Source organism: Rouxiella sp. S1S-2 (assembly GCF_009208105.1).
GTDB lineage: Bacteria > Pseudomonadota > Gammaproteobacteria > Enterobacterales > Enterobacteriaceae > Rouxiella.
Genome location: NZ_WFKL01000001.1, coordinates 4,456,357 through 4,478,545 on the forward strand (window position 1 = coordinate 4,456,357; position 22,189 = coordinate 4,478,545).

General features: G+C 51.2%; 20 protein-coding genes. 6 read left to right on the forward strand and 14 right to left on the reverse strand.

What is annotated here, in order from left to right; all coding sequences use genetic code 11:
• Positions 1-4: 4 nt before the first annotated feature.
• The 7 genes from GA565_RS20455 to GA565_RS20485 form a co-directional block, all read right to left on the reverse strand.
• Positions 5-934: a DUF1177 domain-containing protein gene (locus GA565_RS20455; RefSeq protein WP_152200442.1), complete on the reverse strand. Its 930-nt coding sequence runs from the start codon at positions 932-934 to the stop codon at positions 5-7.
• Positions 935-1,092: 158 nt separating this feature from the next.
• Positions 1,093-2,688, reverse strand: a complete 1,596-nt coding sequence (locus GA565_RS20460; RefSeq protein ID WP_152200444.1) for an OPT/YSL family transporter — start codon at positions 2,686-2,688, stop codon at positions 1,093-1,095.
• Between the two features lie 121 nt (positions 2,689-2,809).
• Positions 2,810-3,574: an IclR family transcriptional regulator gene (locus GA565_RS20465; RefSeq protein ID WP_152200446.1), complete on the reverse strand. Its 765-nt coding sequence runs from the start codon at positions 3,572-3,574 to the stop codon at positions 2,810-2,812.
• A 357-nt stretch (positions 3,575-3,931) separates the two neighbouring features.
• A complete protein-coding gene (locus GA565_RS20470; protein WP_152200447.1) occupies positions 3,932-4,123 on the reverse strand; it encodes a YaiA family protein in 192 nt (63 codons plus the stop codon).
• A 103-nt stretch (positions 4,124-4,226) separates the two neighbouring features.
• Positions 4,227-4,751 (reverse strand): shikimate kinase AroL, encoded by a 525-nt coding sequence (aroL, locus tag GA565_RS20475; protein WP_152200449.1) that lies wholly within the window; start codon positions 4,749-4,751, stop codon positions 4,227-4,229.
• A 122-nt stretch (positions 4,752-4,873) separates the two neighbouring features.
• Positions 4,874-5,452 carry a class I SAM-dependent methyltransferase gene (locus GA565_RS20480; protein WP_152200450.1) on the reverse strand — a complete coding sequence of 193 codons (579 nt, stop codon included), beginning with the start codon at positions 5,450-5,452 and terminating at the stop codon, positions 4,874-4,876.
• Between the two features lie 451 nt (positions 5,453-5,903).
• Positions 5,904-6,179 (reverse strand): DUF1471 domain-containing protein, encoded by a 276-nt coding sequence (locus GA565_RS20485; RefSeq protein WP_055776627.1) that lies wholly within the window; start codon positions 6,177-6,179, stop codon positions 5,904-5,906.
• Between the two features lie 354 nt (positions 6,180-6,533).
• Between GA565_RS20485 and GA565_RS20490 the strand changes: the two genes are divergently transcribed.
• Positions 6,534-7,457 carry a DUF808 domain-containing protein gene (locus GA565_RS20490; RefSeq protein ID WP_152200452.1) on the forward strand — a complete coding sequence of 308 codons (924 nt, stop codon included), beginning with the start codon at positions 6,534-6,536 and terminating at the stop codon, positions 7,455-7,457.
• Positions 7,458-7,530: 73 nt separating this feature from the next.
• On the opposite strand, the gene GA565_RS20495 is transcribed toward GA565_RS20490, so the two are convergent.
• Positions 7,531-8,304 carry a class I SAM-dependent methyltransferase gene (locus GA565_RS20495; protein ID WP_152200453.1) on the reverse strand — a complete coding sequence of 258 codons (774 nt, stop codon included), beginning with the start codon at positions 8,302-8,304 and terminating at the stop codon, positions 7,531-7,533.
• A 126-nt stretch (positions 8,305-8,430) separates the two neighbouring features.
• On the opposite strand from GA565_RS20495, the gene GA565_RS20500 reads away from it, so the two are divergent.
• From GA565_RS20500 to sseA, 3 genes are all read left to right on the forward strand, one after another.
• Positions 8,431-9,228, forward strand: coding sequence for a helix-turn-helix transcriptional regulator (locus tag GA565_RS20500; protein ID WP_152200455.1), 798 nt, complete (start codon positions 8,431-8,433; stop codon positions 9,226-9,228).
• A gap of 96 nt (positions 9,229-9,324) precedes the next feature.
• The gene (locus GA565_RS20505; protein WP_152200457.1) at positions 9,325-9,876 is read left to right on the forward strand and encodes a GNAT family N-acetyltransferase; all 552 of its coding nucleotides are present in this window, start codon (positions 9,325-9,327) and stop codon (positions 9,874-9,876) included.
• Positions 9,877-9,913: 37 nt separating this feature from the next.
• Complete coding sequence (gene sseA / locus GA565_RS20510) at positions 9,914-10,753, forward strand: 3-mercaptopyruvate sulfurtransferase (protein WP_152200459.1); 840 nt, start codon at positions 9,914-9,916, stop codon at positions 10,751-10,753.
• A gap of 58 nt (positions 10,754-10,811) precedes the next feature.
• Here the strand turns inward: sseA and GA565_RS20515 are convergent, their stop codons facing one another.
• Positions 10,812-11,579: an SDR family NAD(P)-dependent oxidoreductase gene (locus GA565_RS20515; RefSeq protein ID WP_152200461.1), complete on the reverse strand. Its 768-nt coding sequence runs from the start codon at positions 11,577-11,579 to the stop codon at positions 10,812-10,814.
• Between the two features lie 152 nt (positions 11,580-11,731).
• Between GA565_RS20515 and GA565_RS20520 the strand changes: the two genes are divergently transcribed.
• Positions 11,732-12,631: an AraC family transcriptional regulator gene (locus GA565_RS20520; RefSeq protein WP_152200463.1), complete on the forward strand. Its 900-nt coding sequence runs from the start codon at positions 11,732-11,734 to the stop codon at positions 12,629-12,631.
• A gap of 188 nt (positions 12,632-12,819) precedes the next feature.
• Here GA565_RS20520 and agp read toward each other — a convergent pair whose 3' ends face one another.
• The 4 genes from agp to GA565_RS20540 all read right to left on the reverse strand — a co-directional run bounded on the left by agp (position 12,820) and on the right by GA565_RS20540 (position 16,870).
• Positions 12,820-14,121, reverse strand: a complete 1,302-nt coding sequence (agp, locus tag GA565_RS20525) for a bifunctional glucose-1-phosphatase/inositol phosphatase (protein WP_152200465.1) — start codon at positions 14,119-14,121, stop codon at positions 12,820-12,822.
• A 199-nt stretch (positions 14,122-14,320) separates the two neighbouring features.
• On the reverse strand, positions 14,321-14,926 hold the full coding sequence (gene pagP, locus GA565_RS20530; RefSeq protein ID WP_152200467.1) for a lipid IV(A) palmitoyltransferase PagP: 606 nt from the start codon (positions 14,924-14,926) through the stop codon (positions 14,321-14,323).
• 261 nt (positions 14,927-15,187) lie between these two features.
• Complete coding sequence (locus GA565_RS20535; RefSeq protein ID WP_152200469.1) at positions 15,188-15,958, reverse strand: molybdenum ABC transporter permease; 771 nt, start codon at positions 15,956-15,958, stop codon at positions 15,188-15,190.
• A gap of 30 nt (positions 15,959-15,988) precedes the next feature.
• Positions 15,989-16,870 (reverse strand): extracellular solute-binding protein, encoded by an 882-nt coding sequence (locus GA565_RS20540; protein ID WP_370518114.1) that lies wholly within the window; start codon positions 16,868-16,870, stop codon positions 15,989-15,991.
• Between the two features lie 296 nt (positions 16,871-17,166).
• Here GA565_RS20540 and GA565_RS20545 point away from each other — a divergent pair, with 296 nt between their 5' ends.
• On the forward strand, positions 17,167-18,006 hold the full coding sequence (locus GA565_RS20545) for a hypothetical protein (protein ID WP_152200472.1): 840 nt from the start codon (positions 17,167-17,169) through the stop codon (positions 18,004-18,006).
• Positions 18,007-18,043: 37 nt separating this feature from the next.
• Here the strand turns inward: GA565_RS20545 and purL are convergent, their stop codons facing one another.
• Positions 18,044-21,934 carry a phosphoribosylformylglycinamidine synthase gene (gene purL, locus GA565_RS20550; RefSeq protein WP_152200473.1) on the reverse strand — a complete coding sequence of 1,297 codons (3,891 nt, stop codon included), beginning with the start codon at positions 21,932-21,934 and terminating at the stop codon, positions 18,044-18,046.
• Between the last annotated feature and the right edge of the window lie 255 nt (positions 21,935-22,189).

Here is a 22,189-nt window from a genome sequence, read left to right on the forward strand (position 1 = left end):
CTTTTTAGTCTCTGCTTTGCAGGTGACGCAAGCTTCCGTATAGCGACAACAACAGTTGATATTCATCGGCATCATAGAAATGACAGGTGCCGCGTCCGAACTCTTTTGCTACTTCAACAGCAAATTTTACCGCCAGTGCAATATCTGTTTCATGGCTGGCGCCGGTGCCGCAGCCAGGGACTACCGATTCAGCGGTGATGGCCACGCCAACCACCGGAACCGTGGTGGCCGTAGAGGGCTGCAGAATACTGTTCAGGTGATGAACGCCGTTGCCGTAAGGCGTGATGTCCTGAGTGGTTATCGGGAAGGTGACTGCCGGACGACCGCTGGTCATCTCCATAATGCGCAGCAAATCTTCTGAAACACGCAGAATGTACCCCTCTTTCACCGTGGGCGACAGCGCATAACCTTTATGGTTGATGATACGGTTGCCCTTGGTGGTGTCGATGGAGAGAATTGCGTCAACGCCGTCTACCACTTCATTATCGTTCATGGTCACGTCATCAATAGGCGAGTCCATGAAATCAACGGGGTCATGAGGGCGCGTCGGGGCATTTGGGCAAATATGGGTGGTGATAATAACATCACCCACCAGAACGTCACCTTTACGCTGCATCTCGGCAAGCTTAAGCGCGCTGCTGATGGCAGCAATAGCACCGTCGGCATCAGAAACGACGCCAATGCGCGTAGGTCGCGCGCCAATCCCGCCCAAGCGGCCAATAATCCCCAGCGTTGGTGCAGCACCGCCCTGAGTTTTACCCGCACTGCCCGGAAGGGTGATTCGTACAAAATCGGTTGCGCCTTTTGTACCGGTGACGCGATGCGTGCTGGCGGTAACAGCAGGATAATCGGCAAACAGATTGACGACGTCCTGACCACTGACGTGGGCATTGTCGATCAGTTCAAATACGGTAAGGGTTTGAAGCAAACTCATAGCATCTTCCTCTAAACCACGCGGTTGACGCACAGGGCGCAACGGCAAAAACAACCGCGTTTATCGACTTTCTTTGAAAGCCGTTTTATTTATTAATATGGCTCGTGGGAGCCCTGGTGTTGACGCATTTTTCGTTGATACAGATTGTCGAGACTCGATTACTTACTTTTGGCACTAAAAATGGAGTTAAAGAAGCTGTAAAGCGCGTCTCCGGCGATAAATCCTGCCGCGAGGATTTCCATCGGCGTACGGCCCTTTTCCCCCCAGATACGAATAATGATGATACGCAGCACAATGCCCAGCACCACAGCGTAACCGGCCATCACGCTGTTAATCAGCAAACCGGTCGCAAGCAGTACGCCCAGCTGGCGTTTAGGCCCGCCGATAAGCTGGATAAGTGCGCCAGGAATAGCCCAAATCAACAGACTGTGGGCGATGCCTGGCTGCGCACCGGCTTGAATAGTTTTGGCATAAACGCGGGCCACTGGGGGCACCAGGTCTTGAGCGAAATAACCAATGTGGGCGAACCACACCACTGGAATGGCAATAAGAAACGCAATCAGCGCGGCAAACAGCTGAATGCGGCGTCCAGCCAACTCGGCATGCAAGTCTTTTCCATAACCGCGCAGAATAAAGCCCGCTTTCAGGTCAAAGCCCATGTCGGCAAATGCCGGGCCGGTTGCCGCCGTAAAACCGGTAAGAATACACAGCGCGACCGGCGGAAAGCCCAGTAGAATCCCGACAATCAGAGTAATCAGTGCCACCGCAAAGGCCGGGAACCAGCCCGAGTGCATGGCGGCAATACCAACGATCAACTCATGGAAGAAGGCGGCAAAGGCGGCATAGATAATGAAACACACCAGCATAGTCACTGACATTTCGGTGTAAATACCACCGGCCAGGGCTAATCCTGCTGCGATAGCAATATAGCCAAAGGCACCCAGTCCCAGCGCTTTGCGAACTTCGTTTCCTGACTGGGTAAACGTCGCCTTGGCGTCGGCATGTTTGCTGCGAATGACCTGAATCACCTGGAACAGTGAAACCAGACCGGCACCCACCATCATGCCGTGCGGAATGTATAAGGCATTGATATCAATCCCGCCAATCGGTTGCGCATAAGCACGGATCAGCAGGCCAATACCAAACATGCTCAGCGCCCAGATATTGCCGATAAACGCCGTGCCGAAGGCGGCCATCGGTATTTTAAGCATCGCGCCGCCCAAGCCGATAACCACGCCCACCAACAGCAGCCAGGCCTGACGCCCGCCTTTATCACCGGCTTTAATTGCCTCGGCCGCAGCGACGCCAGGAGGCCACGCATTGCTGGCAGGAAAGACTTTGGTATCGAACATGCGGTAGAGCAAATACGCATCAAGCAGCATCGCAGCCGACACGCCGAAGAACATCGGTAAAATAAGCTGCGGCTGCCCCATCACGTAAGGAATGGCGATAGGCATCAGCAAACTGTTTGCCGCACCGAAGGTGGCGGATGAGATAACGGTTTGTGCCAGGTTCTGGGTATGAATAGAACGATAGCGTTGGAACGCCTTCAGCGGAATGCGCGCCAATAGCATGGCGAACAAGGCGCCGATGATTGAGGTATTCGGCGTCACCCCGAGAGTGGTAATCAATTGAACGCCGATAATCGCGCCCAATATTGAAAGCAAAATCATTACAGCCAGCGTGCCGACTTCTTTTAACGGATTATAGCTTCCGTCGGTCACCTTGCTCTCACTCCCGGTATTGCCTGTCATATAGTCCCCTGGTGTTGGCGAAAAAAATCAAGAAATTCCTGGTGTTGGCGCGATATTATTGACTCGTATCCGCGCTTTTTATTGCGTAATTAATCAAAAATACAACCGGTCCGTTATTGGTCTATTGCCAATACTCATCACCTAACTTTTCGGCGAGTTGCCGAGTTACCGCTACAATACCTTCGCGAATTCCGGCGGGTAATTCATTGCCGTCGTGCGGTGAAGGGAAAGATAAACACATTCCCACCGTTTCATCACGGTGCTTGTTTTGAAGACTGGTCGCCATCGAACTGATCCCCAACAGGGTCTCATTGTTAGCATAAGACCAGCCTGACTCACGAATTTCTGAGAGATACTTAAGCAGTTCGTCTAGTGTCTGTGGCGAATTCGGCGAATTAACCCGATATCCTTCACGATAACGCTCAACCACTTCACTGTCGGTATATCTGGCTAAAATCGCGCGGCCAATTGCCGATTCTGCCGCCGGTAACAAGCTGCCCGCTGGCGTAACGACCTGCAAATAAGTACGCCCAGGGAACATACGCATCACCATAATATCCCGACCTTCAAGCATCGAAATGTAACCGGTGCACTGCGTTTGCTTGCTCAACAGCGCCATATAAGGCGATGCGGCATCGACTAACGGCGTTGACAGATAATGGCTGGATACTGCCAGCAGCAAGTGGCCAATTTTATAAAGCCGCGTTTCCGGATCCCGCTCAAGTAGGCCCTGTGTCTCCATCGTCATCAGCAGCCGAGAAACCGTACTTTTCGGCAAACCCAGCTGTTCAACAACATCGCTGAAAGAGAGACCGGGATGCCCCTGCCTGATCCCTTTCTGTGCAAAAAGCTTTAGCACTGCGGAAGCATTTTCTAATGTTGTCACGACGCCAGTTCCACTATTAGGAACTCAGTTCCTGATTAAGATAGGTAAAAACTAAAGCTGATGCGCATCAGCGTCAAGTTGTTTATTTTTTATGAGGGCATAAAAAGCAGTGAATGATATTTCTCAATGCTAAAATGCAGGAAATTTAACTTAAGTAAATAGCGATTTTTAGTGAAAAATTTTAGCAATTCACCCACTACCAGACTGTTACTCTGTTTTTAAGAGAAACGTTTCGATACTAAAGAGGAGAGATTCAGGAAGTGTTTTGATTGAATTTAAGGGCATGTCATATGAACAAGCACCGCCGTCATGCGGGTTAATAGCCAGCGTAAAAGCAGTGCTCAGTTAAGTCATCGATTAATCGCCGTTTTCGTCTTCGTAGCGTCGTTTGGAATCTTCAGCTTCTTGTCGAGTTTTATGTTCGCTAATCAGCGTATCGGGCTTGGGATGGTCAGCGCGCAGCTCGTACCAGGTTTCCGTTTGGCCCGGCAACCCTTTTTCCACGGTGATAATTTCGGCCCTGCGGGGATAGGGTGGTTTAGATGGCATGGGAACTCCTGTAAGTAATCACGGGTACTACAAGTATAGACAATGGGTGATTATTACAGGGAGCGGGAGGCTAAGAAGCCTCCTAAAAAATCTGGGGGAAAATTTAGCGCGCGATTTGTAGAGCCAGGGCGTCAAGGATGTCTTCGACGATAGCGGAAGGCTGGTGAGTGCCGTCCACCACGAAATGCGCTGCCTCCTGATACAGGGCTTCGCGTTCGTTTAACACCTCAGAGATCTCTTCGTTGATCGGTTTACCCGTCAAGGTGGGGCGTTGATCTTCCTGCGGGGCGTCTTCGAGGCGAAGCGCCAAGGTGCTTGCGGGAGAGCGAAGATAAATAACCTGCCCTTTTTCACGCATAAACTGACGGTTTTCTTCGGCCAAAATCACGCCGCCACCGGTGGCAACTACCGTATTGGGTGCGCTGATGTTTTGCAGGGCCTGAGTTTCACGACGGCGAAAACCTGACCAACCTTCACGCGCGACGATTTCGGCAACGCTGAGTTGAGAGGTTTGCAGCAGGTAAATGTCAGTGTCGACGAAATCATAGCCCAATGCCTGCGCGAGCGCTCTGCCGACCGTTGTTTTACCTGCGCCGCGAGCGCCTATCATGAAAATGGGTTGCGTCATTACCGCTATCCTTAATGTGCCTGGGACATCTTTTAACCTGCTTGGCATCATACCGATAAAAATCGATTAGGCAATCCCTGTAAACACAGCGTAATAAATTATTTACACCCATAATCCTTTATTTATAGTGACTTACACACATACACCAAAGCCGGTGGAAAGTTTTTTACTACACGTATTTTTTTCCAACTGAAATAACGTGACAGCATCTTTTCGGACAGATGGCTGTATTGAAACAGAATAAGCTCACCGTTGTTCTGCTTCAGGCGCTGCTGGGCGCGTTGCAGAATCCGCATGCTGATGCGCGTAGGAATTGACAGTAACGGCAAACAACAGAAAATGGCGTCGAAATCACCTTCAAGATGCTCGGCGGAATGGCCCATCACCTGCAGTCGGCGGTCATCCAGCAAATTTAGCTTATGGATAAAGTTAGGTTGTATTTCAAAAGCCTGCAGCTGGGCATCGGCCCGCATTTTACCCAGTATCCGCTTGGTCAGCACACCGTCGGCAGCACCAAACTCGGCAATCTTTAGCGTCTTCGTCCAATCAACCTGGTTGACCATCGCCTGACACAGCCAGGGCGATGATGGCGCCAGCGTGCCGAAAGTGCGCGGTGAAGAGATGAAATTCTGCAAATAGGAGAACTGGTTTTTAATCGTCAATCTCGTCGCATTGATAGTAAGTCTTGTCGCATTCAGCATATTTGTAACCCCCTGGGGAAGTAGACCACTATCACACAGAAAAATTCTTAAGGAATAATTAATTGCGCTAATTATTTTTGACTAAACGGCTAAACGCCACTTCTATATAAGAAAGGTCTTAATTAACGTTGTTTTAAGATGCTTTCGGAATATTGGCAAAGAATTAAAATATCTTATCTTGCAGTTTTTTACATTAGCTCAAATTAGCGGCATAGCATAAGAGAGGAATAATAGCAGAAATAGCGAACATCAGGGGTATAAAAAGAGGGAAAGGCAGTGTGAAATAGCGCTGAAATAGTGCGAAATATGAAAAGGAAAACGAGACAGACGGGATTATTTTAAACCGAGGGGGAAAGGAAAAAAGGTAACCGTCGGGTGAGACACAGGAGACAGAGGCCGCTGGCGCAACCTCTATTAGAGGGTAATCTCCACACCCGACGGTGTATTCTGCTTAACGATAAAGCTCAACGCTGGCGCGGGACAGGCTTGAATCGCCTGGAGTGCTCACGCCGATAATGCGGTAGTGCGTTGCGCCCTCTTGGCTGGCTTTTTCATTCACTGCAGCTTTCAGGCTCATATCTGCGGTGTTGTCCTGACGAACATCAACGACGCCGAGTGATTGATAATTATTGGTTTGTACCTGAGCTGCACTGATTTCGCTCGCGGCCAAGGCTGAGAATGATGCGGTAGTAATCAGAGCTGCTGCAAAAATAGGTAAGATTTTCATGATTTTCGCCTTAACGTTTTAATTGAGTCATGGATAACGTGTCGATGTTTAATTTAATTAGTAGGATGTTCTCCTTGGAATTAATTATCGTTCATTAAACGAAAGGCGGCGTAATCAGATGTAAAGAAATTTAAGATTTATGACGAAAATAAGGAGGAAATAATATAAAACATTACGAGTATTCGACAATGTAATAAAAAAGCGCGTTTATGGTGCAGAAAAACATAATAGAGGGGGTAGAAGTGGGTCTACACGAGACAGATTCGCATAAATCGACGCACTATAGCAATCGCTGTTATTATTCTTTTAACGACCAAAACTTATAACCAGAAAATACAGACCAAAGGGATCTTTATGGCCGGAACCAGTCTTTTAGCGTTAATCGATGATATCGCGTCAATTCTTGATGACGTCGCGGCAATGAGTAAGGTTGCCGCCAAAAAAACCGCCAGCGTGCTGGGAGACGATCTGGCGCTGAATGCGCAGCAGGTCTCTGGCGTTAAAGCTGATCGCGAACTGCCCATTGTGTGGTCCGTTGCCAAGGGTTCACTGCTCAATAAAGCCATCCTCGTTCCCCTTGCCTTGCTCATTAGCGCCTTTGCCCCTTGGGCCATCACCCCTTTATTAATGGTGGGCGGTGCCTACCTATGCTACGAAGGCTTTGAAAAGGTTGCGCATAAATTCATGCCGCACGACAAAGCGGCCGAAGCCGAGAAAAAAAATCAGCAAAAAAACACGCCAAAATCGGATGCCGAATTGGCCAAAATGGAAAAAGAGAAAGTTAAGGGCGCAGTGCGCACCGACTTTATTCTTTCTGCGGAGATCATTGTTATTTCACTGGGCACCGTCTCCTCTGCGCCTTTTGTCGATCAAGTTATGGTCATGGTTGCTATTGCGGTCGTGATGACCCTGGGCGTTTACGGCCTGGTGGCGGGGATTGTAAAAATTGACGACGCGGGCCTTTACCTGAGCAAACTCAGCGGTGAAAGCGCCTTTATGCGCGCTGTGCGAGGTTTCGGTGGCGGCATTGTCAATGCCGCACCGTGGTTGATGAAAACCCTGTCGGTGGTAGGCACCTTTGCCATGTTTCTGGTCGGCGGGAGTATTATCAGCCACGGTCTGCCGTTTATGCACAGCCTGCTCGAATCGTTGACCGAAGGCCATCAGGGCTGGGTAAATAGCCTGATAACCGGCGCAACGGATCTGGCGGTGGGCATTGTTGTCGGTGCCGCGGTGCTGGCCGTGGTATCACTGGGCAGCAGGCTGTTCAAGAAATAGTGCCTGCCAATTTCAATCGTTAATTCTTTTTGGATCAACGGAAAACGGGCCGGTCTGTGGCCCGTTTTTTTCGCTAACGCGATTTACCTGCTTCAATAAATACCGTATCCGTTTCAAAGGTGCCATCGGCCTGAATGGCGAAATAATGAGTCACCTCATCTGACATCACCTTTTGCAGCTCTCGAATCGCCTGCACGAAATGCTGCGGCGTTTTCAACCTTGCCACCCAGCTGTTGAACTCTAGGGTTAATTTATCCGTACTCAGTTGAGCAATATTTAATCCGGCATCATTAAACATGTGCAGCCACTCGCCGGTAGAATAACTTCTCACGTGTGAGGTATCGCGCAGTTTCTCGACGGTTTGCAGGTAGATATCCAGGACCGGATGCCCCGGTGAACAGGTATCCATCATCACGACGTTGCCACCCGGCTTTAAAATGCGGCGTACTTCCCGCAGCGCCCGCCCCACGTCGTGCCAGTGATGGGCTGAATAACGGCTGATAACAATATCCACGCTGGCGTCCGCAAAAGGCAAGACTTCGGCATATCCCTGCTGTACCTCTATATTGGTCAGTCCTTTATCCGTCGCAGCGTGCTCGACCACTGCCAGCATCTCCGCAGACAAATCATAGGCAATAACTTTTTTGGCAAATCTGGCAGCGGTGAAGCTAGCGTGCCCTGCCCCGCAGCCTAAATCCACCACCACGGCGTCGGAGAATGGCGCAAGCAGAGTCGCCAGTTTTTCCAAATCGGCCCCCTGCGCGTGAACCTTGCTGGTTAAATAATTATGGGCGTTTGGGCTGAACTGGTGACTAACACTCTGCGTATGGCTATTTTTGTTATCCATGGGCTTCTCTTCTTTCGATAGATGATGAACTCAAAAACACTCTATACTGCGTTTTATACGGGTACAATATGACCATTTATACTGGTATGAGTCACTTCCTGCTTACCGGCAATGAACGAGTAAATCATGACTTCTTTAGACCTTTTAAGCGGACCGAAAGCACTGGGCGCATTTTTACGTGCTCACCGAGAAAGGACTTCTCCAGAAATGGTGGGACTGCCGCACTCAACGAGGCGTCGCACCAGTGGCCTGCGCCGCGAAGAGCTGGCGCAAATCAGCGGGATCAGCACCACCTGGTACACCTGGATTGAACAAGGCAGAGACGTTTCAATTTCAGCCACTACCTTGAGCAGGCTGGCGCAGGCGCTGCGTTTGCAGCCGGCCGAAGAGGACTATTTGTTTAGTCTGGCAGGCGTTAAAAACCCTCAGGAGCCCGCTCATGCACCGACCGTTTCTGAGCATCTTGCACAGTGCATTCACCAGCTTAACTGCCCCGGCTATCTGATTGACAGCTGCTGGAACATGCTGGCCTGGAATACCCAGGCCGAGCAGCTTTTTCAGGGCTGGTTAGACAATGAGGAACACCCCAACTTACTGCGTTTTGTGTTTCTTCACCCGCTGGCACGCACGCTGCTGGTTAACTGGGAAGCGCGCGCAAAGCGGAGTGTGGCCGAGTTTAGGGCCGAAACCAGCCACTATGCACATTCTGAGGCTATCCGCCAATTAGTGATAAATTTACGTCAGCAGAGCAGCGAGTTTGACAAGTGGTGGGCGCAGCAGGAAGTGCTGGCGCGAGAAGGCGGAGAAAGGCGCTTTGAACATCCTCAACGTGGACCTGTGCGCTATCTGCAACAAACATTTTTACCCTCAGGAAACAGTGAGTTAAGGATGGTGATGTTGATAGAACAACCGCCTGCAGGATAAGTCGGTTAGCGGCTTCACCTCGCTTCATTGACATCCCTTTAGCGAATATGTGAGTGTGAGTCTCATGCTATAGGCCAAAGGATGGAGAAAGGAAGTATGACGAGCCGTCTGATTTTTCAGAATGAAAGTTTGGAAATACGTTTGCCGACGGAGCTGGAAGCGCCGCTGCATTTTGAGGCCATTCAAGCATCTATTGATGATATCTCAGCCTGGGAGAGCTGGTGCACCGCAGGCTACAGCCTGGAAGACAGCCGCACTTATCTGCTCGACTCCTATGTTAAACGTCAGCGCGGGATAGAATACCGCTTTTGCCTGTTTGATCTGGCCAGTGGGAAAATTGTCGGCTCAATTGCGTTAAATCGTATTGTTCATGAATATAAAACGGCCAATATAGGATACTGGATACGCAGCGATTTCACCGGCCGTTCATTGGCGGTTACCGCCGTTAAAGCGTTGGCCCGTTTCGCGTTTGATGAGTTATCCATGACACGTTTGGAAATTGTGGCGATGGAAAAAAACCACCGCAGCCGTCGGGTTGCAGAAAAGGTCGGGGCCTTTGACGAAGGCCTGCACCGCAATCGCCTTTATTATCAGGGAAACCCCGTAAACGCCTGGTTATATTCGCTGATACCCGGCGATTTGGCGTAAATTCGGCACTTAAATGTTGACACAGGATCAGGAAATAATGAGTTCATCTATCGTATCAACCGACTGGCTGGCTTCACACCTCAACGAACCTAGCCTGGTTATTATCGATTGCCGTAAATCTAAACCTGGCATCACTCCGGCGATTGATTTCCATGGAAAATATCTTGCCGAACACATTCCCGGGGCTATTTATGTTGAGGTCGATGATATCTCTGACTGTAGTACCGGTCTGCCCCACATGCTGCCCACTGCCGAAGCATTCAGCCAATCAATGAGCGAACGCGGCATCAGCAATGACAGTTCGATTATTCTCTACGATGAAGGCGACTTGTTTAGCGCGCCGCGCGTGTGGTGGATGCTGAAAAGCTTTGGTGCGGCCAGCGTACGCATTCTCGACGGCGGGCTGAACGCCTGGGTCAAGGAAGGAAAAACCGTCGAAGCCGGTGAGAATGTTCTGCCTACAGCGACCTTCACCGCCACACTGCCGGGTGAAGTGGTGGTCAGCGCCGACCAGGTGAAACAGGCTATTGGTAAGGTGCAAATCATTGATGCGCGTTCGCTTGGGCGTTTCAAGGGCGAATTGCCAGAACCCCGTCCGGGTCTGCACGGCGGTCATATTCCCGGTAGCCTCAGCGTGCCCTTTACTGAACTCACCCAAGACGGGCAAATAAAATCACCGCAGGCGCTGGAAGAGACCTTTATTCGTCTTGGCGTGGCGCTAAATCAGCCGACTATTGCCAGCTGCGGTTCGGGTGTAACGGCGGCGGCGCTCCTGTTTGGGCTGCATTTGCTGGGTTCAGAAGAGGTGAAGATTTATGACGGCTCGTGGGCCCAATGGGGTGATATTAACGAAGATTACCCCATTGAAACGCACTAACGACCTTTGAGACCGACCGTTTGTGCAGGCCAGCACCTGCGCAAACGTCAAAAACGGCTTAGAGCACCATACCGCCAGAAACTTCAATGCGTTGCCCGTTGACCCAGCGATTATCCTCAGAAAGCAGTGAGGCGATCATGGGGCCAATATCATCAGGCAACCCCGGCCGCCCCAGAGCCGTCATGTTCGACACCCTTTTATTGACCTCTGGATTATCACGCACAATACCGCCGCTAAAATCAGTTTGGACGGCTCCCGGTGCGACGGTATTGGCGGTAATTCGCCGCTCGCCCAACTCTTTGGCAAGATAACGCGTGAATACTTCGAGTGCGCCTTTCATAGCGGCATAAGGCCCGCTATCAGGCACGCTGACGCGCGTGAGGCCGCTGGAGATATTCACGATGCGCCCGCCGTTATTGATAATCGGCAGCAGTTGCTGGGTTAGAAAAAATACCCCTTTAAAATTGACCTGATAAATCAGGTCAAGCTCGGCCTCGCTGGTTTTGGCAATCGAGTTGTGGTGAGAAATACCGGCGTTATTGACTAAATAATCGAGTCGATCGCGCCCCATCTCAGTCAATGCGGTTTGCACCTGGCCAATAAAACCGGCAAAGGTGGCGCTGTTGGCGGTATCAAGCTGCAGGGCAATAGCCTGAGCCCCTGCAACCCTTGCGGCTTCAACCACTTTTTCTGCTTCGGTCAGATTGGTGTTATAGGTGAAAATACTGCGTACGCCACGCGCCGCAAGAGCCAGCACAGTGCTTCGTCCAAGCCCCCGGCTGCCGCCGGTTACCAGCGCAATCGGTTGTGAAAAAGTAGTAGTCATGGCGTTATCCTCATTGCGGTGAGTCCCCTCACCCGGTTTGAGCATAAATCATAGAGCGCGACGCGGCGCTCGCCCATGCCGAAAGCCAGCCTATTCTTGCCTAATTCCACCTCCCGCGATAAGTTAAAATCATAGTTTTACGGAGGCATGCGATGACTGACATGAAACAATTGCGCGAAGCTGTCGAGCAGGCAATAGCGCAGCGAGGAAATATCAGCCCCTGTTACACCGAGGCTGAGGGCATGATCCTGCTGAAGTCGCAAACGCATCGCCATCCTATGCACTTAATTCATAAGCCTGCGCTATGCATCGTGGCGCAGGGAGAGAAATGGACCAGCTTTGGTGACGAACGTCTTTACTACCGAGCAGGTGAGGCCATGTTAGTCAGCGTAGAGATGCCAGGCGCCAGTCAGGTGGTGGAGGCCAGCGCCGAAGCATCCTATCTTAGTGTCGTGGTCGAGTTGGACTTGGCTATTATGAACGACGTTTACCAGCAAATGGCTTCTCCCCCCGAGCCAGACCCCGGTTCAAAAAATGCGGCTCAGGTTATTCAACTCTCCCCGCGCCTCATTGAGTGCGTATTGCGTGCCTTAAAACTCCTTAACTCTCCGGAAGCTATCCCACTTCTCTATCCGGGCCTGATGAGAGAATTATGCTATTGGCTACTTACGGGTCCGCACGGCCCATTGCTGGCAACCACCTTGCTGGGAGGAGAGCGCAATCATAGACTGCTCGAGGCGGTACACGTGCTGCGAAAAAACTTTAATAAAACGCTGCGTATTGACACGCTTGCCGGTGTCGCGGGACTCAGCCCCACGGCTTTTCATCGGCACTTCAGGGTGATGACGTCAATGACGCCGGGCCAATTTCAGAAAAAAATTAGATTACTGGAGGCGCGCCGGCTGTTGCTTTCAGGCGCTACGTCGGCAGAAAGCGTGGCTTTTCAGGTGGGTTATGCCAGTCCTTCACAGTTTAGTCGTGAATATGCTCGGCTATTTGGTGCGCCGCCCCGTCGCGACATCGTCAACTTGCAGGCCCAGCTCAGGGAATAGTTCGACTATATTTTGGGTTTTGTGGGCAAAAAAAAAGCCCGCACGAGGTACGGGCAGAACAAACTGGTCTATCAGAGAGAGTATGCTTTCTTCTGGGTCTTTCTAACCCACACTCTATAACAAATAAATAACAAATTCGTCACTTAAATATCATTAAATAAGAGCCAGCTTGTTTTATCAGAAAAAAATCAGCTTTTTAAGCCTTCCTGTACCACCTGATTAAAGGTTTCTGCTGAGCAAAATCCTTTACTATCAATAGGACAGCCTTCAGCTTGTAACACCACTTTGTGCATCGGGCTTTTTAAGCTATACGTGCTGCCGTTGCGGATCTGCAGAGCCGTTGGATAAACGTACTCAATTTTCATCAGATCTTTATTGGTTTTCTTGTCATGCCAGCGTTGGAATACCACGGCTCCGGCAATCGGCGTACGCTCGTATTGGCCCGGCAGCGTGAAGTTTTTGATTTTCAGCGCCGACAGGAATGCGGCGATGTTTGAATCGTGGCCTACGAGCAGGGTTACGCGAGCCTGTTGAGCGGCGTGCTGATCGTCGGTTTTAGCCAGCGATTTATCGAGCACACCAGACATAAAGGTCAGCGTAGTCGCCGCCGCGTTTTTACCAATCTGCGGTGAGCTAAAAATGGCCTGTTGATCGGCATTTTTAAACTCTTCGACCTGGCGCCACTGTTCAGGCGTGGTAATTTTGCCCCACGCCACGTCTTTAGCTGGCAGGCCTTCATAATATTGCAGCATGAAGGCATCACTGATACCGGTCCCCAGTGACAGCGGACCAGAGATGCCTGGCTCTTTGCCCTGATTCACCACCAGCTTAGAAGGCTGCGTGCTCAGGTCGCACACTTTATCTTCTTTACAGGTTTTCGAGTTTTGGAAATCCATGACCTTGGCAACCAGCGCGTAATTAGGTTTCAAACGCTTGTTCAAGCCATCAAGACCGCCCTCACCGGCAAGTTTATCGGTCGCGCTAATGGCATCAGATCTGAATTGATCGGTCACGTCGGCGGTAATGATCGGGTTAAACACCGGATCCATTTTCCCCACTTCAACACGGTTTACCACAGGAAGTTCGCAGCCCGGAAAAGCGCCGATAAGGAAATGCTTGGCGGTATCAATGGTGCGCGGCAGGCTGTTGGCATAGGTGAAGACTTCACCGGCCTGTGGACAGCCTTTCGCTGGCAGCAGTTTATTTTGCGCTAACCACAGGCGGTAGTACCCACCAACGTGCTCTTCAACTTTCCCGCCCTTCGGCGTTAATAATCCACCTTCAGTATTCCATACCGGCCAGGTGCGGGTAGTCGCGTTGCCCAATGCATTGTTGTAGTTGGCCAAAGGGGCGCGAATGCTGTGACGGCTGAAAATGAGCACCTGCTGTAGCTCAAGATTATTTTCTGCGGCAACGGCGGCGGCAGGCAGCGATGCCGATACCAGGCAAGCCAGGGTGCTCAATAGCGCATAGCGGGAAAATCTTTTCACGTGTAACTCTCCTGTTGTTATAAATAATTATCTATAACCAGATAGTTATAGATAATTTGCTATCAAATTATTGTTTGAGTGTTGCCATAAAGTTTATAGCGGGTATTGCATGACAAAAACAAGGAAAATCAAGCATAAAGGATCAGGCTGTGGCAGAGGGAGATCTGGCTCACAGCACTGATTTAACAGGAGATATGACTTAAAATTGAAATCTTAACCAGGCAAAGAAAACGTTGCCGTTATTATGCGTACCAGGGATATAGGTCGCCTGGAAGGTGAGGCGCTCGTAGCCAACTGATGCCAAAGGCAATATCAAAGGTAAAGGCACATAGTCGTAGTTGTTACGTGCCGTCACCGCCGCCGTATAGCCTAAGCCAAGTTTGAAGTCTTGACCTTGAATCGGACGCCAAATTTTTTCGTAGCCATAGCCACCGATAGGCTCCCATTTGTTAAAGGAATCCTTGAAGGCCATAAAATAGAGGCCGTGCCAGTCACCGTTTTCATCATAGCGCGAAATACCGTAACCCCCGCCCCAAGGACGTTCGTTGTACTTGTCGATTTTCTCGCGATCATACGTTGCGCGGTTATGCCAGGTAATCGCCGGCAAATACAGGTCATGATTGGGCGACGCACTCCAAGTAGTCGACACATCATTTTTCCACGACGCCCACCAGCCATTAAAGCCTGGCTGTTGTGTCGCACTAGACGTTGCTGTTACCGGTGTTGAATTATCGGCCATCACTGATGTTGTAAACAGAGAGAGTACGATAAGTAATGTACTGCTTATTCTTTTAAAAATACCCATACAAATATTCTTCTAACGAGCTTCATTTAATTATTTCGGTACTTAATAATAACCTAATGTTGCTCTAAAAATACTAAATGACGCATTAATAAAAATTAAATTAAACCCATCTTATTGATTTAACATCATTTAACTTAACACCCTTAACTGTAAATTAAGATAAATCACGCACACTGAACGGTTTGATATTTACACAATCCTTATCAAACAATAATGATAATCAATATGAGAATATTATTAATTATGAGGGATTTTTACCCATTACTCGCTGGGCGAAAGGATATTTCCTTTCATATGCTTACCCCTTCTTGAGAAGCACCAAAGCGGAAAAGGCAGTGTAGAAATGAGCAGGATCCAAAGCAGAGAATAGACCGAGTCGACGCCGTCATTTTGCAGATTTATAAACAGTTTTACCGGGATACCCTGCGGGAAATAGCAAAATACCATCACTATACCGAACTCCCCGATAACCCTGACCCACGCAATAGCCAGCCCAGTAGCCAGTCCTCTTGATGCTATCGGCAGCGTCAATTTGGTCAGAATATTCCACCGCGAGGCACCCAGGGTTTTACCTGCTTCTTCAACATCGGCAGGCACGCCTTCAAACGCTGCTCGCGCCGACATCACGAAATAGGGAAGCGCACCATAGATCTGAGCTAATACAAAGGCACCGGCATTATTGGTTAGTGAAACCCCCAAACGAGAAAGGCCTTCCCCCAGACTGCCGTAGGGCCCGTAAACCGAAACCAGCAGGATCCCCATGGCCAACGGCGGCGTCAGTAAAGGGACCATCACTGCCGCCTCAACCCACGCACGCCATCGGCTTTCACTGCGCGCCATCCACAGCGCCAGCGGAATACCCATCACCACGATTATGGGTATCGCGATGGCACTCAGCCCCAGCGAAATGCTAACCGAGTGCCAGTCGCCATAGGCCAGATGAAATCCGCGCCACGGCGTAACCGAGATAAGCGTGAGGAAGGGGATGGCTAACAGGGCAAGGGCCGGAATAGCTAACCACAGACTTAACATCCGGCGTCACCTCTTTGTGGGTAATTTGGCTTAGTAATCATGACCCTTAGGTTTGTCATAGCCGTTTTGCTGGAACAACTTCTGCCCTTCCGCACTTTTCATAAAGGCCACAAACTCTTTGGCAGCCTGAGGGTTTGGAGCATTTTTTAGCACCGCCGCATAGAACACCAGCGGTTGAGTATGCAGCGTTTTGTCTTTACCTGCGTTGTCTTTGATAGTGAAGCTGACGGTATCGTACCATTTTGCGGACATGTCAGGATTGCTCAGGTTAATTTCATCCGGCAACTCAATATACGGCAGCTTAGCGGAACGAGTCGCACTCTTGTAGCCCGACGCTGCATCAACCTGACCCGCTTCAAGACGCGTTAACAAACCGCCTTCAGCCAGTACCTGCGCAGGATTGGTTGTTTCTCCCAGCACACTTTTGGTCAACCCCGGCTGGTGATAATACTTTTCTGCCAGCATCATGGTGAAAATAATGTTTTGTCCCTGCGGATCGGTAGCAGGATCGGTACGCCCAAAGTGCAGCCCCGGCGATTGCAGCACTTTCCACCAAGGTTCGGCACCGGTTTTATGGTCTTTAATCGCTGCAAACTGCTGTGCAAACTTACCTTTAGGGTTGTAAGCAATCACCATGCTGGTGCTGGCAACCGGAACAGAGGTATCCACCAGACCGGCTTTTTTAAGCACGTCGATAGGTCCCGGAGTGATGGAAACAAACACGTCTGCGACGACTTTCTTGGAAGCCAGCAGGTTCGCCATTCCGTAAGCGCCCTGACCCTGCCCCTGATAATTTACATTATGCTGTTTGGCAAACGTCGGACCGAGATATTTATCCATCACCACGCCCATCGAACCGGCATAAGTGACGTTGATGTTATCTGCCGCATTGGCTGCGGCCGCACTGCCCATTACCAGCGCACCGAGCAGGAAGCCAGCACCGATAGTATGTATTTTTTTATGCAGATCTCTTTTTTTTACGTCTCGCACGATAAACCACCGCTATGTATAAAGGGATATAACGATAGTGTTTAGGCGCAGACTAAATCAAGCGGCTTTTAAATGTATAAATGTAAGCAGAACTGTCTGTATATCAGTCCCCTTCACAACGTATCGCCGCTTAAACGGCTTGTTGAGCGAAAATTAATATTTTAACGACACTAAAAATATTACCGTATCTGCTCCCCGCTTTGGCTAAGTAGAGGCCCATGACTATCATGATAATACCCACTACAAGCGCACTAATACCGCCCTACGCTGTTGCAAACATTGAAGACTTTTCGGTGCATCGTCTGGTGGACGCTTCACCTACGGTAAGCAACAGTCAGTGGCTTCCCGGCTCTATAAATAAAAATGATTATCTCAACATTAAAATAGAAGCTATCTCGATGACGTTGAAAGCCAGCCGGGCAAAATATGCCGTTCAGCGCGAGTGTCTTAAACAAGTGATCCGCGATCTCCACTTACTGGATGAGGTGATCCGCCCACAGATTGAAGAAAGCGAAATATGCAGCGAAATGGGCGAAATTAATCAACGGGCCGAGGACAAGCTCACGATCAAACTAGTGAAAATCCCCCCAACCAGCTGCCTGAAATTTTGTGAAGAGACCCACGCGCAGCTGCGTGAAAATACCGTTACTCTCGACTTTAAGGCTAATCATCTGGATTTTGAAGAAACAACGCTGAACAGGCATCAGTCGACTGATTTCGATGTGACGTCGGTTCGTGAGGTTATTCATGATAAGAAACGCGCAGTACAGCAGGCAATAGACGCCTCAAGCCGCCTGGAAAAGGAGTGCAACTCGGTGCTGGATAATGAAGCGAAAAACATTGCAGACTCATACGGCAACAAACAGACGTTTGATGTTAAATGCAGTCCGAACTTTAGCAAGGAGGTAGTTTATCCGATTTTCCCCACCGCGCTCGACATCGCCTATGACGGCGTGACTCGACACCGGGCTAATCTGATAGCCACCTGTGCGCGAATGCTGCAAGAGCACGTGGCGCTGGCCTATGCGAAAATTTGGCAAAAAAAATCCACAGCCTAAGTGCTGTGGATTTTAATAATCAGCGCAGGCAGATCACTCAGCCAAGCTGTTTACGCGCGTTGCGGAACATGCGCATCCAAGGGCTGTCTTCGCCCCAGGTTTCTGGGTGCCATGAGTTGCTCACGGTGCGGAATACGCGCTCTGGATGCGGCATCATCACCGTGACGCGGCCAGAGAGGTTAGTGACCGCCGTGATACCGTTTGGTGAACCGTTAGGGTTCGCTGGATAGTTCTCGGTCACACGTCCGTTGTTATCCACAAAGCGCAGCGAGACCAGATTGGCGTGCTCAAGCTGTGACAGATGCACCGCATCACGGACTTCTACGTGGCCTTCTCCGTGCGATACGGCGATTGGCATACGCGACCCTTCCATCCCCTGCATCAGCAGTGACGGACTGGCGGTCACTTCAACCAGGCTAAAACGTGCTTCAAAGCGGTCTGACAGGTTGCGTACGAAGCGCGGCCAGTGCTCAGCGCCAGGAATCAGCTCTTTCAGGTTAGACATCATTTGGCAGCCGTTACACACGCCCAGCGCCAAAGTCTGTGGACGATGGAAGAAATCTTCAAACTCTTCACGTACGCGCTCGTTGAACAGCACGGACTTCGCCCAACCTTCGCCGGCACCCAATACGTCACCGTAAGAGAAGCCGCCACAGGCCACCAGCGTGTGGAAGTCCTGCAGGTCACGACGTCCCGACAGCAGATCGCTCATGTGCACGTCAACCGCATCGAAACCGGCACGGTGGAACGCCGCCGCCATCTCGACGTGGGAGTTAACGCCCTGCTCGCGCAGAACCGCCACTTTAGGACGCGCACCGGTCGCGATGTAAGGTGCAGCAATGTCTTCCTGCGGCGCGAAGGTCAGATTGACGTTCAGGCCCGGATCGTTATTGTCTTTCTTGGCTTCGTGCTCCTGATCGGCGCACTCAGGGTTGTCGCGCAGGCGCTGCATCTGCCAGGTAGTTTCTGCCCACCAGGTACGCAGCGTGGTGCGGCTTTCGCTGTACACCGGCTTGTCGCCAGAAGTGATCACGAAACGATCGCCCTGATTGACGCTGCCCAGGAAATGCGTGCAGTCGGCCAGGCCATGCTGTGCAAAAATCTGCTCAACCTCGGCGCGTTGGTCATCACGGACCTGGATCACCGCGCCCAGCTCTTCGTTGAACAACGCTGCAAGAGCAGACTCGCCCAGCGCCGAAATGTCCGCGGTCAGGCCGCAGTGACCGGCAAAGGCCATCTCCGCCAGCGTCACCAGTAGGCCACCGTCTGAACGGTCGTGGTAGGCCAGCAGTTTTTGCTCGGAAACCAGTTTTTGCATCGCATTGAAGAAGCCGGCCAACTGCTCAACGTTGCGCACGTCGGCAGGTTTATCACCAAGTTGGCGATAAACCTGCGCCAGCGCCGTTGCGCCCAACGCGTTGTGGCCTGCACCGAGGTCAATCAGCAACAGAGAGCTTTCGCCCTTGTCGGTACGCAGTTCTGGTGTCACGGTATGGCGAACGTCTTCAATACGGGCAAATGCGGTGATAACCAGCGACAGTGGAGAGGTCATCTCGCGCTGCTCGGTGCCTTCCTGCCAGCGGGTTTTCATCGACATGGAGTCTTTACCCACGGGAATAGTGATACCCAGCGCAGGACAAAGCTCTTCGCCTACCGCTTTAACCGCGGCGTACAGACCCGCGTCTTCGCCCGGATGACCGGCCGCCGACATCCAGTTGGCCGAAAGCTTAACGCGCTTGAGGCTGCCGATTTCGGTAGCTGCAATGTTGGTCAGCGCTTCGCCTACCGCCAAACGCGCGGAGGCGGCGAAGTCTAGCAAGGCCACCGGCGCACGTTCGCCCAGAGACATCGCTTCGCCGTGGTAGCTGTCGAGGCTGGCAGTAGTAACCGCACAGTCTGCAACCGGTATCTGCCACGGACCGACCATCTGGTCGCGTGCAACCATACCGGTTACCGTGCGGTCACCGATGGTGATCAGGAAGGTTTTTTCAGCAACCGCTGGCAGATGCAGAATGCGATTCACCGCATCGGCAATCTGAATATTCTCGCCATTTAGCATGTCACCCACGGCTTTCAGGGTTTGCACGTCGCGGGTCATTTTTGGCGTTTTGCCCAGCAGCACGTCGAGCGGCATGTCAATCGGCTGGTTGTCGAAGTGACTGTCTTCCAGTGTCAGGTGCATTTCTTCAGTGGCTTCACCGATAACCGCATACGGCGCGCGCTCACGTTTACAGATAGCGTCGAACTGAGCAAGCTGCGCTGGCGCAACCGCCATCACGTAGCGTTCCTGAGATTCGTTACACCAGACTTCGAGCGGGCTCATACCCGGTTCATCGTTAAGAATATCGCGCAATTGGAAACGCCCGCCGCGCTCACCGTCGCTGACCAACTCAGGCATGGCGTTGGAAAGCCCACCCGCGCCAACGTCATGGATAAACAGAATCGGGTTGGCTTCGCCCAACTGCCAGCAGCGGTCGATAACTTCTTGACAGCGACGCTCCATTTCCGGGTTGTCGCGCTGAACCGAGGCAAAATCGAGGTCGGCATCAGACTGGCCAGAAGCCATAGAGGAAGCGGCACCGCCGCCCAAACCGATGTTCATTGCCGGTCCACCCAGCACGATCAGTTTAGCGCCAACGGTGATTTCACCCTTCTGCACGTGGTCGGCACGAATGTTACCGATACCGCCCGCCAGCATGATTGGCTTATGGTATCCGCGCAGTTCTGGGCCATTATGGCTGTTGACTTGCTCTTCATAGGTACGGAAATACCCCAGAAGCGCCGGACGACCAAATTCGTTGTTGAATGCTGCGCCTCCCAGAGGACCGTCGGTCATTATCTCTAAAGCGGTCACAATTCTGTCAGGTTTGCCGAAGTTTTCTTCCCAAGGCTGTTCAAATCCGGGAATACGCAGGTTAGAAACCGAGAAGCCTACCAGGCCCGCTTTCGGCTTGGCGCCGCGGCCGGTTGCGCCTTCGTCACGGATTTCACCGCCCGAACCGGTGGCTGCACCTGGCCAAGGAGAAATAGCGGTTGGGTGGTTGTGGGTTTCTACCTTCATCAGGATATGAGCATCTTCCTGATTAAAATTGTACAGGCCAGACTCGGCGTTGGCATAGAAACGGCCTACCTTTGAGCCTTCCATCACGGCGGCGTTGTCTTTATAAGCAGACAGCACGTGATCTGGGGTATGTTCAAAGGTGTTCTTAATCATTTTGAACAGCGATTTAGGCTGCTCTTTGCCGTCGATAACCCAATCGGCATTGAAAATCTTGTGGCGGCAATGTTCGGAGTTGGCCTGCGCGAACATGTACAGCTCGATGTCTGTCGGGTTGCGGCCCAGGTTGGTGAAGGCGTTGACCAGATAGTCAATTTCGTCTTCCGCCAGTGCCAGACCAAGTTTGATGTTGGCCTGTTCCAGCGCAACGCGGCCTGCACCGAGCAGGTCAACGTGCTGAACCGGTGCCGGTTGGTGCTGGGCAAACAGTTTTTCAGCGTCGTTAAGGTCGGTAAATATGGTTTCCATCATGCGGTCGTGCAACAGCGCGCCGAGTGATTGCCACTGTGCTTCGGTCAGTTGTAGTGCCTGAACATAAAACGCCAGGCCGCGCTCAAGACGCCGAACCTGCGACAGTCCACAGTTGTGGGCAATGTCGGTTGCCTTGGAGGACCACGGAGAAATAGTGCCCGGACGCGGCGTTACCAGAATCAGGCGGCCAACGGGTGCGTGTTCAGCGAGAGAAGGACCATATTTGAGCAGGCGTTGCAACTTGGTTTGCTCATCCGCTGTCAGAGGAGCGCTGACATCGGCGAAGTGTACGAATTCGGCGTAGACGTCGTTAACCGGAAGCTGAGCTTCCTGAAAACGGGAAAGCAGTTTGTTAATGCGAAAAGCCGACAAAGCGGGCGAACCACGCAGTATTTCCATAATCAAATATCTCTCGTCTTCGAAGCAACTGACCGTAGGTGCTTCATTGGGCGCAACAGGGGGGAAAACGCGGCCTATTATAGAGAATCCTCGAGCCTGACGAAACCGTTTGCGCAGGGAATATTAATAATACCTTTAACCACACAGTTTACATGGGTTATCAGGAATAAAGTTGCAGACTGGCGTTTTGTTGAGCAAAATGCGTCGGCACCGGGATTTTAGCCCCTTTATCAGCACCGTTTTATCTTATTAAAA

Coding starts and splice junctions, on each gene's coding strand:
- GA565_RS20500 (WP_152200455.1), top strand. CDS start 8,431: ATGACTTCTTTAGACCTTTTAAGCGGACCGAAAGCACTGGGCGCATTT.
- GA565_RS20460 (WP_152200444.1), bottom strand. CDS start 2,688: ATGACAGGCAATACCGGGAGTGAGAGCAAGGTGACCGACGGAAGCTAT.
- purL (WP_152200473.1), bottom strand. CDS start 21,934: ATGGAAATACTGCGTGGTTCGCCCGCTTTGTCGGCTTTTCGCATTAAC.
- GA565_RS20455 (WP_152200442.1), bottom strand. CDS start 934: ATGAGTTTGCTTCAAACCCTTACCGTATTTGAACTGATCGACAATGCC.
- GA565_RS20545 (WP_152200472.1), top strand. CDS start 17,167: ATGACTATCATGATAATACCCACTACAAGCGCACTAATACCGCCCTAC.
- GA565_RS20535 (WP_152200469.1), bottom strand. CDS start 15,958: ATGTTAAGTCTGTGGTTAGCTATTCCGGCCCTTGCCCTGTTAGCCATC.
- sseA (WP_152200459.1), top strand. CDS start 9,914: ATGAGTTCATCTATCGTATCAACCGACTGGCTGGCTTCACACCTCAAC.
- GA565_RS20470 (WP_152200447.1), bottom strand. CDS start 4,123: ATGCCATCTAAACCACCCTATCCCCGCAGGGCCGAAATTATCACCGTG.
- GA565_RS20495 (WP_152200453.1), bottom strand. CDS start 8,304: ATGGATAACAAAAATAGCCATACGCAGAGTGTTAGTCACCAGTTCAGC.
- GA565_RS20540 (WP_370518114.1), bottom strand. CDS start 16,870: ATGGGCAGTGCGGCCGCAGCCAATGCGGCAGATAACATCAACGTCACT.
- GA565_RS20515 (WP_152200461.1), bottom strand. CDS start 11,579: ATGACTACTACTTTTTCACAACCGATTGCGCTGGTAACCGGCGGCAGC.
- GA565_RS20480 (WP_152200450.1), bottom strand. CDS start 5,452: ATGCTGAATGCGACAAGACTTACTATCAATGCGACGAGATTGACGATT.
- GA565_RS20505 (WP_152200457.1), top strand. CDS start 9,325: ATGACGAGCCGTCTGATTTTTCAGAATGAAAGTTTGGAAATACGTTTG.
- pagP (WP_152200467.1), bottom strand. CDS start 14,926: ATGGGTATTTTTAAAAGAATAAGCAGTACATTACTTATCGTACTCTCT.
- GA565_RS20490 (WP_152200452.1), top strand. CDS start 6,534: ATGGCCGGAACCAGTCTTTTAGCGTTAATCGATGATATCGCGTCAATT.
- GA565_RS20485 (WP_055776627.1), bottom strand. CDS start 6,179: ATGAAAATCTTACCTATTTTTGCAGCAGCTCTGATTACTACCGCATCA.
- GA565_RS20520 (WP_152200463.1), top strand. CDS start 11,732: ATGACTGACATGAAACAATTGCGCGAAGCTGTCGAGCAGGCAATAGCG.
- aroL (WP_152200449.1), bottom strand. CDS start 4,751: ATGACGCAACCCATTTTCATGATAGGCGCTCGCGGCGCAGGTAAAACA.